Origin of the sequence: Chitinophaga oryziterrae, assembly GCF_009758125.1 — a bacterium.
In the GTDB taxonomy this organism is placed as follows: Bacteria; Bacteroidota; Bacteroidia; order Chitinophagales; family Chitinophagaceae; genus Chitinophaga; species Chitinophaga oryziterrae.
The window spans coordinates 876,120-893,401 of the sequence record NZ_WRXO01000002.1 but is presented as its reverse complement, the minus strand read 5'-3'; the positions used below and the strand labels follow the sequence as shown (position 1 = coordinate 893,401).

The 17,282-nt window shown below is 44.1% G+C and carries 5 protein-coding genes; 1 reads left to right on the top strand and 4 read right to left on the bottom strand.

Annotated features, from left to right (window positions below; genetic code table 11):
- Window positions 1-255 precede the first annotated feature (255 nt).
- From GO495_RS11225 to GO495_RS11210, 4 genes are all read right to left on the bottom strand, one after another.
- Entirely contained in the window at window positions 256-2,511 is a 2,256-nt protein-coding gene (locus tag GO495_RS11225) for an OmpA family protein (RefSeq protein WP_157299762.1), read from the bottom strand.
- 12 nt (window positions 2,512-2,523) lie between these two features.
- Complete coding sequence (locus tag GO495_RS11220) at window positions 2,524-3,516, bottom strand: PorP/SprF family type IX secretion system membrane protein (protein ID WP_157299761.1); 993 nt, start codon at window positions 3,514-3,516, stop codon at window positions 2,524-2,526.
- Window positions 3,517-3,548: 32 nt separating this feature from the next.
- A complete protein-coding gene (locus tag GO495_RS11215; protein WP_170302662.1) occupies window positions 3,549-5,300 on the bottom strand; it encodes a T9SS type B sorting domain-containing protein in 1,752 nt (583 codons plus the stop codon).
- 849 nt (window positions 5,301-6,149) lie between these two features.
- On the bottom strand, window positions 6,150-15,767 hold the full coding sequence (locus tag GO495_RS11210; protein WP_157299759.1) for a hypothetical protein: 9,618 nt from the start codon (window positions 15,765-15,767) through the stop codon (window positions 6,150-6,152).
- Between the two features lie 803 nt (window positions 15,768-16,570).
- On the opposite strand from GO495_RS11210, the gene GO495_RS11205 reads away from it, so the two are divergent.
- Entirely contained in the window at window positions 16,571-17,239 is a 669-nt protein-coding gene (locus GO495_RS11205; RefSeq protein ID WP_089783081.1) for a response regulator transcription factor, read from the top strand.
- The last annotated feature ends 43 nt before the right edge of the window (window positions 17,240-17,282 follow it).

Sequence of the window (17,282 nt, the reverse complement as noted above, 5' to 3'; positions counted from 1 at the left end):
TCAGCCGGGTTTCAAGGCTTTTCAGACTGTTCCGCGCATAGGATGCGTGCAGATGACAGGACCGGGTTTCATAGAATTAAATGGCTATATGGTTAAAAATGTATCAGGTCTTCTCAACACGTTATCAGGCTCTCACAATAAAGATGTCGTGTGTAATATTATATGGTACCATCTCAAAACTTATTTTTTTCCCGATAATGCAAAAAGCCCTCCCGGAGAAATCCGGGAGGGCTTCTTTTATATTATTTCTCTACATCATTGAGGTGTGATTTTCAGTGTAGTACGTCTTGCAGCCTGGTATTGACGCTCTGTACAAGGAACTCCTTTTCCGCAAGGATCTTCCGGATCTTTACCTATGTTTTCATAGTAAAGCTTGTTGGAAGGGATGCCTTTCTTGATCAGGTAATCAATTACAGCATAACAACGCAGTGCAGAGAGGTCCTTATTGTAAGCATCAGAACCGCGGGCATCTGTGTAGGAACGTACCATCAGTTTCCATGTTGGGTACTGAGACAGTACAACCGCTACCCTATCCAGCATTTCTCTTGACGCGGTGGTCAGGATAGCACTGTTAAAGTCGTAGTAGAACTGCAGGTGTTCCATTTTATTAAGGATAGCATTATCCATGTCGGATAAAGGCTGTTTCTCTTCTTGTTTTACTACAGGTTTTGCAACCGGTTTTGTTACTGGTTTTGTTACGGCCACTGCTGCAGGACTATCAACCGGAGGCGGCGCAGGCAATGAAGTCTGACGTTTTGAAGTCATTACCGGCAGTTCGTTTACAGGCGCAGCTATTGGTGCTGCTGCCGGTGTTTTGAACGGAGAGGTGACTACCGGTTCGCTTGGTGCCGGATCTGGAGCAGGTGTAGTAGCACCGGTTAAAACGGATGCTTTTTTCCTCCTGCCTCTTGCAGGAGCATCTGAAGTTGGGGCCGGAGCAGGAGCTGCTGCAACAACTACAGGAGGAGCCACCACCGGAGCAGCCACAGGTACCACGACAGGTGGTTTGGTAGCAACGATAACAGATTCTTTAACAGGTTTTTCCGGTTCTGGTTTGTCAGGGATGATCTGAGCAGGTTTGGTTGTTTTCTCTGCCAGGATCACATCTGGTTTATCAGGAACAGGAGAAGGATCTGTATAAGGCTGAATGCCGCCATCACCATTAAATCTTTCAGCGAAGTGAGTATCCATGAAGCGATAGATATCATCACTACCACCACCACCCGGGCGGTTAGAAGCGAAGTACCCTTCGTACATGTTAGCTTTCATGATAAAGCCCAGATCATCACCACCGGAATTGAAAGGTGAGCGGAGATTTTGCAGTTTAGTCCAGTCGGCTTCTTCACCGGTAGCGCGGAAGATATCAAATCCGCCCATACCAGGGTGTCCTTTACTTGAAAAATAGAGTATTCCTTTTTCATTATAAGTAGGGAAGGCTTCGTCGAAAGGAGTGTTGATGAATGGTCCGCAGTTTTTAGGTTTACCCCATCTGCCATTCTTTTGTTTTTCGCTATACCAGATATCCATTTTACCTTGTCCGCCATTCCTGTTGGAGGCAAAATACATGGTTTGTCCATCGCGGCTCAGTGCAACCTGTCCGGTAGAACTTCCTGAAGAATTGATTTCTTTCAGTGGTTCCAGGGGGCGCCATTCATCACCTGATTTTACAGACCAGAAAATCATCATGACACGTTCTCCGTTTACCGGACCGCGTTTTCTGCGGTTAGCGATATCCTGCTGCCAGGAATTCAGCGTAACATATAAAGTATCTTCTCTTGGATTGAAGCAGATAGGTCCAACGTGATAAGGTACTTTACCCAGTACTTCCGGTAAAACTTCTTCTACGTAGGTATTTGCTACACCCTGTGCGTATTGTTTAAAGAGGTAAGCTTTGAAGTATGGTTGGTTGGTACGTGCGTCGATAGATGGATTATGTTCCGGAGTAGAGTTCATTGACATTTTGCGATACCCGTTGGATACCAGCAGGAGTCCTTGTCTTGTTACCCCGCTCACCCAGTCAGCGCCGGAGGAGCTAAGTTCCTTGATGTTTTCCATAGCCATGTCCACCTTTTCAGATTTCCATGCTATAGCGCTGTCGCAGCCAGCCAGCATAATATTTTTGAGGCGCATACTATCAGCTTTTCCACTTCTGAATTTGCTGATCTGTTCTTTTGCCTCTACATATTTGCCGGTGCTTTTCAGGATTTCACCATACAACAGATGTACAGATGAAGGGCAGTCCGGTCTTGCTTCCAAACGCTGATACCATGTCTGGGCATCATCGTATTGTCCGATCCGGCTATAACATTCAGCCACTTTCACCAGTACTTCAGCAGCATGTTTTCCTTTAGCTTTTTCAGCCACTTTACTGTATAAAGCTCCTGCAGCAGCATATTCCTGTCTCTCAAAAGCTTCATCAGCCATCACCCGAACGCTTTTCTGCTCCTGGCCAAACAGCAACACCGGAAACAACATCGTGGTGCATAATATTATCGCGTAACAACGTAGCATACTCTTGTTAAATTAAAAATACCTGGGATTGGAAGTAGTGTATTGCTTGGAATTAAATAAGATGCCTATTGATATTTCATGCGATCCTGGCATTTTATTCATGCTCATGTCATAGGAATAGCCGATACGATACTTTGGAGTGATATAATATTCCACGATCGCGCTTGCAGCATTTGCTTTGTCAAGTGTGGTTGGCAGCGAATTCTTTTTCCATAAAGGAACGCTTGTTCTGTATGATCCGCCAATCCAGAGTAATTCGTCCATGTGCAGCATAAGGCTCAGGTCTACCGCGGTAGGTCCGGCAAAATCATCTTTCAGCATAAAGGAAGGCTTGATAGAGATTTCATCTGTCACTTTGAACATATATCCGGCAGTTACATACAGGTGTTGTTTTCTGCGGATACTTTCGTAGGTATATCCTCTCCATTTGTAACCGGTGCTGGTGTATTTGGAAAACAGGTCCAGTACAGAGAGCCCGAAGTAGAAACGGGGAGTATAATAATAGATACCGAAGCGTGCGTCCGGAGTGGTAGCTTTTGCAGAACCATCAGGAATGATACGGTCACCCGTGTCAAGATATTCCAGGTCGCTGCCATTCAGACTATATTGCGTAGCTCCGATACCGATACCCAGGCAAAAGCGACGGGTATCTTCTTCATCCAGTCTTATACGGTAGGAATAAGATCCGTAGAGAGATATTGCTTTTTGCGGACCAAGATTATCCATCATGGCCTGTACACCAAGGCCCACATTTGTTTCCCTGTTAGGTCTTTTCAACGGACCGTCCAGAGATACTCCACCGGTGGTTGGTGCCCCGGGGAAACCGCTCCATTGCTGGCGGTACATGGCATTCAGGTTCAATACATCTTTGTAACCTGCGTAAGCGGGATTTACACTTATCCCGTTAAAAATATACTGACTGAACTGTACGCTTTGTTGTGCGTGGGCGCCTGCCGCAAGGCAGAGTGATAATGCTACAGTAAGCCATTTCTTTTTTGTGTACATATTAGTTGCACTTTTAGGATCACAGTTCATCATTATCTTATTATCATTACCCATCCCTTGTATGTCTTTATAGTTCCATCCGTATTCCTCAGATCGAATTGATAATAGTAGGTACCCTCACTCAATCCGTTGGCACTCCAGTTGTTCTGGTAGTTTTGGGATTGGTATACAGTATTCCCCCATCTGTTAAAGATGAATAAAGCGCTGTTGGGAAACTTTTCTATACCTCTTACATAGAAGAAATCGTTTTTGCCATCCCCGTTAGGAGTTACTACGGTGGATACAAAGAGGTCCTTCTTTCCGCCTGCTACAGGAAGAACTGTTCCTACTTTACCATCACACTTAGCATCATTAGGATCACAACCAATTGTATATAATGCAGTATCTTTTGATTCGACCTTTGCGGTATTGGTGATGGTTCTTATACCTTCCAGATGTGCATCTATTGTTACTGTAAAACGTACTGTAGCTGTAGCGCCGGCAGCAACGTTATCAATGCCCCAATATACGGTATTGGCAGTCTGGTTATACGATCCTCCATCTTTGATACTCTTGAAGGTCATACCAAAAGGAACCACGTCGTTTACCGTTAGTGTAGAAATGGCCACGTTACCTGTATTGTGTACATATATATAGAAAGTAACCTCTTCACCGGGCGATACAGTTCTTACCGAGTTATCATTGTCATTCAGCCAGATTTTCCAGGTTTCAAAAGAGGTGATACTTTTAACCGGAATACTGGTAGATGGTTCTGTTGTAGGAATAGCAGAAGGATTGTTACCCGAAGCATCCACAGGCACTGTGTTGAAAGCAGGCTTAAAATTATTAATATCTACAGTGGCTGTATTTTCAATGGCGGTTGCTCCTGTAAGGTCCTGAGCTACTATTACATCAAATGATACAGTATCCTGGGCGCCGGGTGCCAGCGATGGAATCGTCATTGTCACCAATCCATTATTTGGTGCCGCACCAGTTCCATTGGAAGTATATCTCCAGAAGGTATAAGACGGTATAAAGTCAGTTACCTTAATATTAGACAATGCAAGGGTACCCATATTACGTACCCAGATAACATAGTGAATAACGTCTCCCGGCGCTATATAACCACCTGTACCGTGAGGCGTATATACCTGTGTTTTCCAGGCTACAGCATTCATACCGTTATCTACCGGGACCTGCGTGCCATATTCAGTAGCGGAGGGTATTGGACCGCCATTGTAAAAAGCAGCAGTCTGGTAACCATTACCATCGCTAAAATCAACGTAGCTGTTATTATTTATATAGCCGATACCTGCAAGTGAACCACTAACTGTCACAGTGAAAGAAAAGAATGTAGAGTCTCCGGCGGCTAATGGCAGCACAGGCGTGTATGTTAACTGAGTACCACTGAGAATATAACCTGGCGCAGCTCCGTAAAAGGTGGTATTAGCAGGAACATTAGACATGATAGTCAGTGCAGTAATCGGATCAGTCCCGGTATTATGCACGTGCACAGTATATGCTATTGTATTGCCACTTTTCACGGTGTTGTTATAACCTGTAGCACCACTGTAGTCAACAGTTGTCCACGCGGTATAAGCGAAATTCAAAGGTCTGTTAGCTTTAACAGAAGCTGGAGAGGTACCACCACGAGTCCTGGTCGCAGCATTTGCCGCTGCTGGCTGCCAGGAAAGACCTGCCAATAAAAGCAGTATCAACGTTTTAGTGCCATGTACCAGAGCCTCCCGCCGCTGCATAAAATTTAGCAGGGTTAAACGGGTGGAATTGTAACTAATTGTGCGCATAGGCATAGGATTACTGTAACAGAGGTAAGTTGAATGCTTGTCTAACAAATGTGTTGCCCCTTTATCTTCATTAACATATTGAAATTACCGGACTGGTAATTATATATATACAACCGGCTCTCCCGGTGTCGATAATCTGGTATATGCAGTAACGCCAATATAGCGGTCCACATATCCTGTAAGGCAGCATTATTCATTGGTTAGAGATTTGATTTATAAATACCCGATTTTCAAGTATATAGTAAATTCGAATATAAAAATATCCATATTTATTGATAAAACAATATTTTTTAAAAAATAAATGAGGAAGTAATCTCGATTGCTTGTCTACTATAAATCAAACTATTACAAATTCATCATCTCTACATACTAAAAAAAAACGGTAATAATTTTAACGATTTCCAGTGATTTTTCAGCCCCGTTTATATATGATATTTATTACTTGTGAGACGGCCTGATTTTCAATTCTGTTAAAGGATTGAGGCTAATTGTAAAACGTTGTCATCTTATACAATTTTCTCAAAATTTCTGCGTTGTGAAGCAACAGATTCACTCATCTGTCTGAGCCTCAACGACCCCACTTTATCCACATTTTAGCATCAGTAGCTCACATTACAGTGTTAATAACTTTTTCATGGAAGGGGTTGGAAGGGTGGTATTCACTTCTCCTCTACTAATATTATTTTAACCTTTTTTAATAAAAGACAGACTGTATAGATAATTTTCCTGTAAATGTAAGTAACGGATTTTCTTATGATTACTTATATAAGTAAAGGGCCGGTTACAGGTTTCCCCATAACCGGCCCTTAATATTATTTTAAGTAAAAGGGTTTTCCACACCCTATATTATTATCTCACCAGGAGCAAACGTGTCGTATACACTTTACCGTTTGTTCTGATCACACAATAATGGATCCCTGAAGGCAGGTCAGCCGGATTAAAGACCAGCTTATAAGACTCTCCTGCCCTGGCCTGATCATTAAACAATACTCTTTCCGGAGATCCGCTGTAGCCAAATACTTCCACTGTCACCTTTGTTGTTACCGGTGATTTAAATGTGATATAGGCTTTGTCTGTAAACGGATTCGGATAAGCGTTGTATTCAATGACAGGCTCAATGCTGCTGACGCGGGCTTCAGCGATTGCAGGTGTTGCAATTGCCATTGTTGTACTTACCGGCACTGTTAATGCCAGTTGAGTGGAATCGCTGCAGCCATTTGTATTATCCGTCACTTTCAGCTTAAAGGTCCCGGTAGAACCTTCTTCTCCTGACATATACGTAAGCGTGGTACTGGTTGCTCCAGCGGCGATGGTCCAGTTAACATCATCGGATGTTAATGTCCATTTGTAGCTGGCACCGGTAACACTGCGTGCTGTTAATATGTCAAATGATAATGGAGAGAGTGTAGCTGTTGGCGGATTTATTACAGTCACCGGCGGTGTGATGTTTTTAGCAACGGCAGTGTTAGCGCTTACGGAACATCCGTTAGCGGTATTCACAACTACCAGACTATAAGTACCTGCGGTGGTAACTGTTGCTGTTGCACTTGTTGAAGTAAAGCTACCTGGGCCTGTCCAGGCATAACTTACTCCGGAAGTACTGCTGGAAGCGGTGATAGTAGTGCTTGTTTTTGTACATGTAATAGCACCACCATTACCGGCGGTTACTCCGGCAGGAGCCGTAATGTTACGAGTTACTGCTACTGAATCGATTTTTGTACAGCCATTGACGTTACTCTTTACTGTTACATAGTATTCAGTTGGTGTGGAGGCAATTACAGGGTTTTGTCCTGCAGTGAAGCCTGTCCAGGTGAATGTAACGTTTGGAGTAGCTGATGTGGCGTTGAGGTTTACCTGGCTTACCTGGCAGGTAAGCATTACAGGTGCTGTTATAGAGAGATCAGGTACAGCTACGTTTTGAGATACTGTTACGCTGTCAATTGTGCTGCATCCTGTAGTGCTTCTTGCGGTTACATAGTATTTACCTGGCGCACTTACGCTTACCGGATTGAGTCCGGCTGCAAAGCCTGTCCAGGTAATAGTAGCTCCTGTAGTGGTAGAAGCGGCTGTTAAATTAACGCTGGTTGTCGCACATGTTAAGGTAGCAGGAGCAGTTGTTGTCAGGTTCGGTTTAGTGATATCCTGCGTAACTGTTACACTATCTATTGTACTACACCCTGTAGTGCTTCTTGCGGTTACATAGTATTTACCTGGTGCACTTACGCTTACCGGATTCTGTCCGGCGGCGAAGCCTGTCCAGGTGATAGTAGCTCCTGTAGTGGAAGAAGCGGCTGTTAAATTAACTGATACAGTAGAACAGGTTAAAGTAGCAGGAGCAGTTGTTGTCAGGTTCGGTTTAGTGATGTCCTGCGTAACTGTTACGCTATCTATTGTACTACATCCTGTAGTGCTTCTTGCGGTTACATAATATTTGCCTGGTGCACTTATGCTTACCGGATTTTGTCCGGCAGCAAAGCCTGTCCAGGTGATAGTAGCACCCGTCGTTGCAGAAGCGGCTGTTAAATTAACTGATACTGTAGCACATGTTAAGGTAGCAGGAGCAGTTGTTGTCAGGTTCGGTTTAGTGATGTCCTGCGTAACTGTTACGCTATCTATTGTACTACATCCTGTAGTGCTTCTTGCGGTTACATAATATTTGCCTGGTGCACTTACGCTTACCGGATTCTGTCCGGCAGCAAAGCCTGTCCAGGTAATGATAGCACCCGTAGTGGTAGAAGCGGCTGTTAAATTAACTGATACAGTAGAACAGGTTAAAGTAGCGGGAGCAGTTGTGGTCAGGTTCGGTTTAGTGATATCCTGTGTAACTGTTACGCTATCTATTGTACTACATCCTGTAGTGCTTCTTGCGGTTACATAGTATTTACCTGGCGCACTTACGCTTACCGGATTCTGTCCGGCTGCAAAGCCTGTCCAGGTGATAGTAGCTCCTGTAGTGGAAGAAGCGGCTGTTAAATTAACTGATACAGTAGAACAGGTTAAAGTAGCAGGAGCAGTTGTTGTCAGGTTCGGTTTAGTGATGTCCTGCGTAACTGTTACGCTATCTATTGTACTACATCCTGTAGTGCTTCTTGCGGTTACATAGTATTTACCTGGCGCACTTACGCTTACCGGATTCTGTCCGGCTGCAAAGCCTGTCCAGGTAATGATAGCACCGGTAGTGGTAGAAGCGGCTGTTAAATTAACTGATACAGTAGAACAGGTTAAAGTAGCGGGAGCAGTTGTTGTCAGGTTCGGTTTAGTGATATCCTGCGTAACTGTTACGCTATCTATTGTACTACATCCTGTAGTGCTTCTTGCCGTTACATAGTATTTACCTGGTGCACTTACACTTACCGGATTCTGTCCGGCTGCAAAGCCTGTCCAGGTAATGATAGCACCGGTAGTGGTAGAAGCGGCTGTTAAATTAACTGATACAGTAGAACAGGTTAAAGTAGCGGGAGCAGTTGTTGTCAGGTTCGGTTTAGTGATATCCTGCGTAACTGTTACGCTATCTATTGTACTACATCCTGTAGTGCTTCTTGCCGTTACATAGTATTTACCTGGTGCACTTACACTTACCGGATTCTGTCCGGCCGCAAAGCCTGTCCAGGTAATGATAGCACCCGTAGTGGTAGAAGCGGCTGTTAAATTAACTGATACAGTAGAACAGGTTAAAGTAGCGGGAGCAGTTGTTGTCAGGTTCGGTTTAATGATATCCTGCGTAACTGTTACGCTATCTATTGTACTACATCCTGTAGTGCTTCTTGCGGTTACATAGTATTTACCTGGCGCGCTTACACTTACCGGATTCTGTCCGGCTGCAAAGCCTGTCCAGGTGATCGTAGCACTCGTAGTGGTAGAAGCGGCTGTTAAATTAACACTGGTTGTCGCACAGGTTAAGGTAGCAGGAGCAGTTGTTGTCAGGTTCGGTTTAGTGATATCCTGCGTAACTGTTACACTGTCTATTTTACTACATCCTGTAGTGCTTCTTGCGGTTACATAATATTTACCTGGTGCACTTACGCTTACCGGATTCTGTCCGGCAGCAAAGCCTGTCCAGGTGATAGTAGCTCCTGCAGTGGTAGAAGCGGCTGTTAAATTAACTGATACAGTAGAACAGGTTAAAGTAGCAGGAGCAGTTGTTGTCAGGTTCGGTTTAGTGATATCCTGCGTAACTGTTACGCTATCTATTGTACTACATCCTGTAGTGCTTCTTGCCGTTACATAGTATTTACCTGGTGCACTTACACTTACCGGATTCTGTCCGGCTGCAAAGCCTGTCCAGGTAATGATAGCACCCGTAGTGGTAGAAGCGGCTGTTAAATTAACTGATACAGTAGAACAGGTTAAAGTAGCGGGAGCAGTTGTTGTCAGGTTCGGTTTAATGATATCCTGCGTAACTGTTACGCTATCTATTGTACTACATCCTGTAGTGCTTCTTGCGGTTACATAGTATTTACCTGGCGCGCTTACACTTACCGGATTTTGTCCCGCAGCGAAGCCTGTCCAGGTAATGGTAGTACCTGTAGTAGCAGATGTCGCATTTAAGCTAACGCTTGTTGTTGCACATGTTAAGGTAGCAGGAGCAGTTGTGGTCAGGTTCGGTTTAGTGATATCCTGTGTAACTGTTACGCTATCTATAGTAGAACAACCGGTAGTGCTTCTTGCGGTTACATAGTATTTACCCGGTGCGCTTACACTTACCGGATTCTGTCCGGCCGCAAAGCCTGTCCAGGTAATGATAGCACCCGTAGTGGTAGAAGCGGCTGTTAAATTAACTGATACAGTAGTACAAGTTAAAGTAGCAGGAGCAGTTGTGGTCAGGTTCGGTTTAGTGATATCCTGTGTAACTGTTACGCTATCTATAGTAGAACAACCGGTAGTGCTTCTTGCGGTTACATAGTATTTACCTGGTGCACTTACGCTTACCGGGTTTTGTCCGGCAGCAAAGCCTGTCCAGGTGATGGTAGTGCCTGCAGTAGCAGATGTCGCATTTAAGCTAACGCTTGTTGTTGCACATGTTAAGGTAGCTGGGGCAGTTGTGGTCAGGTTCGGTTTAGTGATATCCTGTGTAACTGTTACGCTATCCATAGCAGAACAACCTGTCGTGCTTCTTGCGGTTACATAATACTTGCCTGGTGCGCTTACACTAACAGGGTTCTGACCTGCAGGGAAGCCTGTCCAGGTAATGATAGCACCTGTGGTTGTAGAAGCTGCTGTTAAATTAACACTGGTAGTTCCACAGGTTAAGATCGCAGGTGTTGTTGTTGTCAGGTTCGGTTTAACGAGATCCTGAATAACAGTCACACTGTCAATAGTAGTACAACCTGTAGCACTGCGGGCAGTCACATAATATTTACCAGGAGCACTTACACTTACCGGGTTCTGGCCCGTTGTAAAGCCGGTCCAGGTAATGATTGCACCTGTGGTAGTAGAAGCTGCGGTTAAATTAACGCTGGTAGTTGCGCAGGTTAAATTAGCAGGTTTGGTTGTTGTAAGATTAGGTTTAGTGATATCCTGAATAACAGTTACACTATCCAATGTGGTACAACCTGTATTTGTTCTTACAGTTACATAATACTTGCCCGGAGCGCTTACCGTCACAACGTTCTGACCTGCGGCAAAACCTGCCCAGGTAATAGTAGCGCCAGTAGTTGCAGTAGTTGCAGACAAAGTAACAGTTACTTTGGAGCAGGTAAGTATGTCTGGTTGTGCAATAGATAAATCCGGTCCTTTAAGGTTCTGGACCACTTTCACACTATCCGTTTTCAGACAGCCGTTCGTTCCTCTCACTGAAACATAGTAAGTACCAGGTGTACTTATTGTTACAGGATTCTGACCAGCAGCAAAACCTCCCCATGTAATAACCGCACCCGGCGTAGTAGTAGCTGCAGTTAAGTTAGCAGTGAATTTAGAGCAACTGAGCGTATCAGGTAATGTTACGGTCAGTGTTGGTTTAATCGTATCAGGAATAACCTTTGTACTATCCGTATTGATACATCCATTTCCACCTCTTACGGTTACATAGTAAGTACCGGGATCATATACTGTGATGGTATTCTGACCAGCAGCGTTACCCGCCCATGTAATAGTAGAAGCATCTGCAGCAGAAGTAGCTGTCAGATTAACAGAAATGCTGGAGCAGCTAAGCGCACCTGCCTGTGTGATAGTGATCAATGGTTTGCTAACATCCTGCAATACTTTTACACTGTCTGTTGTTAAACATCCGTTTGCACCTCTTACAGTAACATAGTATGTTCCGGGATCGTTCACCGCTACCGGGTTCAGACCAGACTGGAAGCCTGCCCAGGTAATAACAGCACCAGGATCGGTACCGGTTACATTCAGGCTGGCAAAAGGAGACACACAACTTATAATACCAGGAGGTTGCACCTTCATATTACCTCTACCATAGTCCTGTATTACTTTAACGCTGTCAGTATTGACGCAACCAGAGGCTGTTCTTACTGTTACGTAATAAGTACCCGGATCAAATATCATAATGGTAGTCTGACCAGGAGAAAAACCAGACCAGGTGATGGTAGCATTTGGTGTAGTAGTACTGGCCGTTAAATACAGATAAGGCACATTACAGTTAAGTGTACCTGATGTAGGAGACAAGGTCAGGTTGGGCGTGATATTTTCCTGTACGAGCGTTACGCTGTCCGTACTTATACAACCTGTCACTGTATTACGGGCAGTTACATAATATTTGCCCGGAGCATACACTGTTACTGAATTCTGACCAGTAGTAAAGCCAGTCCAGGTAATAGTAGTATTAGCTGTACTCGTATTTGCCGTTAATGATACAGATGCAGTATTACAGCTAAATGTACCCGGCGTAACTATGGAAAGATTAGGTTTCGTGAGATCCTGTGTAACAGTCACACTATCTTTTGCTGTACAACCATTAGCTGTACCAGCCGTAACATAGTATTTACCAGGAGTGCTTACGCTCACCGGGTTCTGACCAGCAGGGAAGCCTGTCCAGGTGATGGTAGCGCCGGTGGTGGTAGAAGCCGCTGTTAAGCTAACACTGGTAGTGGTACATCCTAATGCAGCCGGTGTTGTTTTAGTGAGGTTAGGTAAAGTAACATTCTGTGTTACTGTTACACTATCCTTCTTTGTACAACCGTTGGCAGAAGTTGCTGTAACATAATATTTACCAGGAGCCGTTACACTTACCGGGTTCTGACCAGCAGCAAAGCCTGTCCACGTGATAGTAGCACCTGTGGTAGCAGAAGCTGCTGTCAGGTTTACCGAAGTCACCGTACATGATAATGCAGCAGGAGCTGTGATTGTCAGGTTGGGAACGGTAATATCCTGTGTGACAGTTACACTATCCTTTTTGCTACAACCGTTAGTGGTGCTGGCCGTAACATAGTATTTACCGGCAGCGGTTACACTAACAGGGTTCTGACCAGCAGGGAAGCCTGTCCAGGTGATAGTAGCACCTGTGGTAGTAGAAGCCGCTGTTAAGTTAACACTGGTAGTAGTACAGCTAAGAGCAGCAGGTGTGGTTTTTGTCAGGTTAGGAACGGTGACATTCTGTATTACAGTTACACTATCCAGTTTTGTACAACCGCTGATAGTATCTGTGGCCGTTACATAATATTTACCCGGTGCACCTGCACTTACTGTTTTCTGTCTGGCAGCGAAGCCAGTCCAGGTAACAATTGCACTGGTGGTAGTAGAAGCAGCCACCAGGTTAACAGCAGTTTTGGTACAGGTTAAAGTATCCGGCTTTGTGATGCTGAGGTTAGGTACGGTTATATTTTGTATAACTGTAGCAGTGGCATTAGCTGTACAACCTGAACCTGGAGCAGTTACTTTTAAAGTATAGGCACCTGCAGCAGTGACAACAGGATTCTGTAAAGCAGAAGTAAAACTGTTGGGGCCTGTCCAGCTATACGTAACACCAGGCACAGTAGAACTACCTGCCAGTGTAACGGAAGTGGTACTACAGGTCAACGGGCCACTCACGGTAGCAGTGGCATTTACATTGGCAATATCTGTACCTGTGAGCTTTACATTGTCAAAGTAGTATATTTCTGATACATCAGAATTAGCTGTTTTTATCACCACCTGTAATGTGCTGCCATTCAATGCCGCAGAATTGATGGAGATAGAAGCAATACCTGTAGTAGTGTTTCCTATTCCTGCAAGATCCTCATATACCAGTGTTTCAGCTCCGCCATCCAGTTTATAATACACCCGTATATAATCATCTGTTTCAAACGACTTACCAGAGGTGACTTCACTTCTGAGATCTACAGAGATAATAACATTTTTTTTCCCGGAGATATCTATTACAGCAGAGTTCCACACACCTACTCCCACATCGCTATAGCTTACCTTAAACTCATTATTCTGTACAGAGTAAGTACCGGAAGCTGTATTAACGACCGACCAGCTGGTAGCGCCGTTGTCAACAACAGTTCCATTGGCCAGGGTGAAATCTTCCCACCAGAAAGCAGAAGGAGTACCAACACCTGCCGCCACCTGTACTGATTGTGTAGCAGTACATCCATTGGCAGGATTAGTAACAGTAACGGTATATGTTCCCGCTGTACTTACAGTAGGATTTTTTAATGTACTGGTAAAACCGTTGGGGCCCGTCCAGCTGTATTGGGGATTCGCGATGGAACTACTGGCATTGATCACAATACTCGTTAAACATCCAAAAGAACCACCACTTGCCGAAAGATCAGGCGCGGCTTTATCTTCTGCAACCGTTACAGAAGCAGACACTGTACAACCACTTGGTAAAGTAGCCGTTACCACATATTGTCCACCGGCTGTAACAGTAGGGTTCTGCGCAGTAGAAGTAAATCCGTTAGGACCCGTCCATGCATAAGAAGATACAGTACCACTAGGCGTAACAGTGATCTGTGCAGAATTTGCACAGGTGACAGTTCTGCTGACAGCAGTTGTCAGTGTAACAGCAGGATCAACACCTGCCATCTTCACGTTATCGAAATAATAAAATTCATCTGTACCCGTAGCCCTTCCTCTCACTATGATCTGTAGCGTGTTGCCGCTCAGTCCACTTAACGAGACATTGGTATAAGTAGTACTATGATTGTTAATAGTCCCGTCTTTCTCTGCAAATAATACTTCTGCACCACCATTCAGTTTATAATAAAAACGCAGGTAATCCATCAGATCACCTGAACTATTCATCACTACAGAGCTATTCAAAACGGCGCTTCTGCAATCTGCAGATACTTTTACGTTTGTCTTACCGGCGATATTAACTACTGCGGAAGACCAGACTCCATCCGCAAGACCAGTACCACTTGTTCTGAATGAATTACTCAGTACAGAAAAAAGTGAAGAGGAAGTTGGTTTGGTAGACGTCCAGCTGGTAGTACCATTATCAGTAGTAACACCATCTGATAATGTAAAGTCTTCCACCCAGAAATCTGTTTGTGAAGCTGTTCCCGAAGCTACAGTGACAGATTGTGAAGCGGTACATCCGTTTACGGGATTCTTAACAGTCACGGTATATGTACCCGCTGTTGTAACAACAGGATTCTTCGTGGTACTGGTAAAACTACCGGGGCCTGTCCAGCTGTAAGTAGCATTCGCCACTGATGTATTGGCATTCAGTGTTACACTGGTAAAGCAGGCAAGAGAACCGCCTGTAGCAGAAATATCCGGCGCTGTTTTATTCTCTGTCACTACTACAGTAGCGGAACCTGAACCGGCAGTACTTGTACCCACTACGGTGTACGTACCGGCGGTTGAAATAACAGGGTTCTGTGCAGTAGAAGTAAAACTGTTGGGGCCAGTCCAGCTATAGGTAACACCTGTAGCAGTAGAACTGGCGGATAAAGTAAGAGAAGCATTTGCGCAGGTAAGTATACCACTGTTACCGGCAGCAGCCGTTACTGAGATAGCACTTCCACAGGGGCCTTTCTCTCTGAACACCCTGTATTGTTCGATGTAGTATTTGGAAGTCTGTGAACTCCCGTTATTATAATCATAAATCCTTACCACCAGCTGTATGGTATTACCCGTCAGCACCGGTGATGTAAAATCAATCGTACCAAAGTTACCCGTTCTTTGATCCAGCAGTGTTTCGGCACCACCGTTTATTTTGTAATAAATCTTTACATATTCAGAGCTGTTCTGATTTCCTTCCGCCGTGATCTTCACGGCAGCCTGGAAGTCTGTGTAACCAGCAACAGAGAATACGTTTGAATACCAGACACCTTCCCCTCCCAGGTTCTCGGCCATGATCCTGTTGGATTTCACAGCGAAATAACCGGGGCTGACGACTTTGGAAGCGTCCAGGTACCAGCCATCGTAGGCGGTACTGACCGTTGTTCCGTTTGCGAAGGGGAATGTCCCTGTAATGATAGGACACTCGGGGGTGGCCATTCCAGGGGGTTTAAAGGCTAATAGTAGCAAGAGCAGGGATATAATCAGCTTATATCCTCTGGTGGGTAGAGTTTTCTCCATGTAAAAATTGTTTGTTAACGGTATAGGTATTTCTTTGTCGGATTGAATAAATAACTATTTTTACTAATATAATTATTGCAAGCCCTATAGTAGCATATAGCCCAACTGATACACATAAGCAATGATTAGTAATGAGTTGAGACTGGTATATACAGGATTACATTATTTAACTAATTATTTGTAAGACGACCGGTAAGTAACTGGTTATTAATGACAACTGAAATCCAAACCACTATGACAACAAATCACGAAGAACAGCAGTTTTCTCTTTGGCCCCGCATATATCAAGAACATACCAGGCTGTGCGGAATTGATTTTAGGATATAGGAATCTGTTATTTTGAAAGTGCAAGTTGATAAATCAGGCTGGTTAGAACTACCGTTTTCATATCCGTCCTTACTAAAATGAGTATATGCACACCTGTTTTTGAGTACTAACGCTTATTTTATAGATAGCGACTAGTTTAGGATGCAGTCACACCCGTTATTTCATACATATTTACGCCATAAGAAAACCATTCTCGCCATATCTAAGTTGAAAGACCTGACTATAACAGCTAATGGGAGCCAGGCGTTGGTCTGAAAACCATTTCAGGTCATGCGTTTGAGGCTTACAGACAGTAAGTAACTTAATATTAACCAATTAAAGATGTACAAAACAATTTTCTTATTCTCAGGCAACTTTTGTTATGCTCTCCAAATGCTTGCCCCAAACAGATTTCAAGCAAAGTATAGACGATCAGGATCCGTTAATTCCTAGTGCTGACTTTTTATCCTGTATCTCAACGTGCAAACACATTCTTGATGAATACTGTAGTCTATAAAATATTGCTTGTAGATGAGGACCAGGTATTTGTAAGACAAACCAGGCAGCTATTGGTTTCACAAACATATGAAACCTATACTGCGTCCTCAGAAGAAGAGGGAATGATTATCTGCCAGCAATATCAACCAGATCTGATCATTTGTGGCGCTCACCTCAGAGGAACCGGTGGTCATCACTTTATTATGGCACTTAGAAACGAGCCCAGCTTTGATCATATTCCACTGATCTTTATCACTACGAAGGATAATAAACAGGAAATGAGAATGGCAATGAATCTCGGCGCAGATGATTACCTCGCGAGGCCCTTCAGGAAGCGGGACCTCTTACTGAGCATCCGTTCGCGCCTTGGCCGTTTTGCTAAATTTAATCATGTACGTCCTCCTGATGCTGTTAGTTCTGTATCACTGTCTGATCCCAATACTGCACAACAGGCATTATATCACAGACTTGGTAAAGCTGAAAACCGGATCATCAAAATGATTGCTGAAGGTAAAAGCACCAAGCAAATGGCTGAAGAACTAAATGTAAGCATCCGAACCATCGAAAATCACCGTTACAGAATTGCCGGAAAACTGGGCGTCGCGGGCCGGAATGCACTTACAGAGTTCGTGATCAGAAATATCATACAGCAACAGAAGCCAGTGTAACGTAAATGCGATAGGTCTATTTTCCTATCTTTAGACCGCATTT

What these genes read in the sequence shown, in the direction of transcription:
- GO495_RS11225 (WP_157299762.1), bottom strand. Translation starts at nt 2,511, where the DNA reads ATGCTACGTTGTTACGCGATAATATTATGCACCACGATGTTGTTTCCG.
- GO495_RS11220 (WP_157299761.1), bottom strand. Translation starts at nt 3,516, where the DNA reads ATGTACACAAAAAAGAAATGGCTTACTGTAGCATTATCACTCTGCCTT.
- GO495_RS11215 (WP_170302662.1), bottom strand. Translation starts at nt 5,300, where the DNA reads ATGCGCACAATTAGTTACAATTCCACCCGTTTAACCCTGCTAAATTTT.
- GO495_RS11210 (WP_157299759.1), bottom strand. Translation starts at nt 15,767, where the DNA reads ATGGAGAAAACTCTACCCACCAGAGGATATAAGCTGATTATATCCCTG.
- GO495_RS11205 (WP_089783081.1), top strand. Translation starts at nt 16,571, where the DNA reads ATGAATACTGTAGTCTATAAAATATTGCTTGTAGATGAGGACCAGGTA.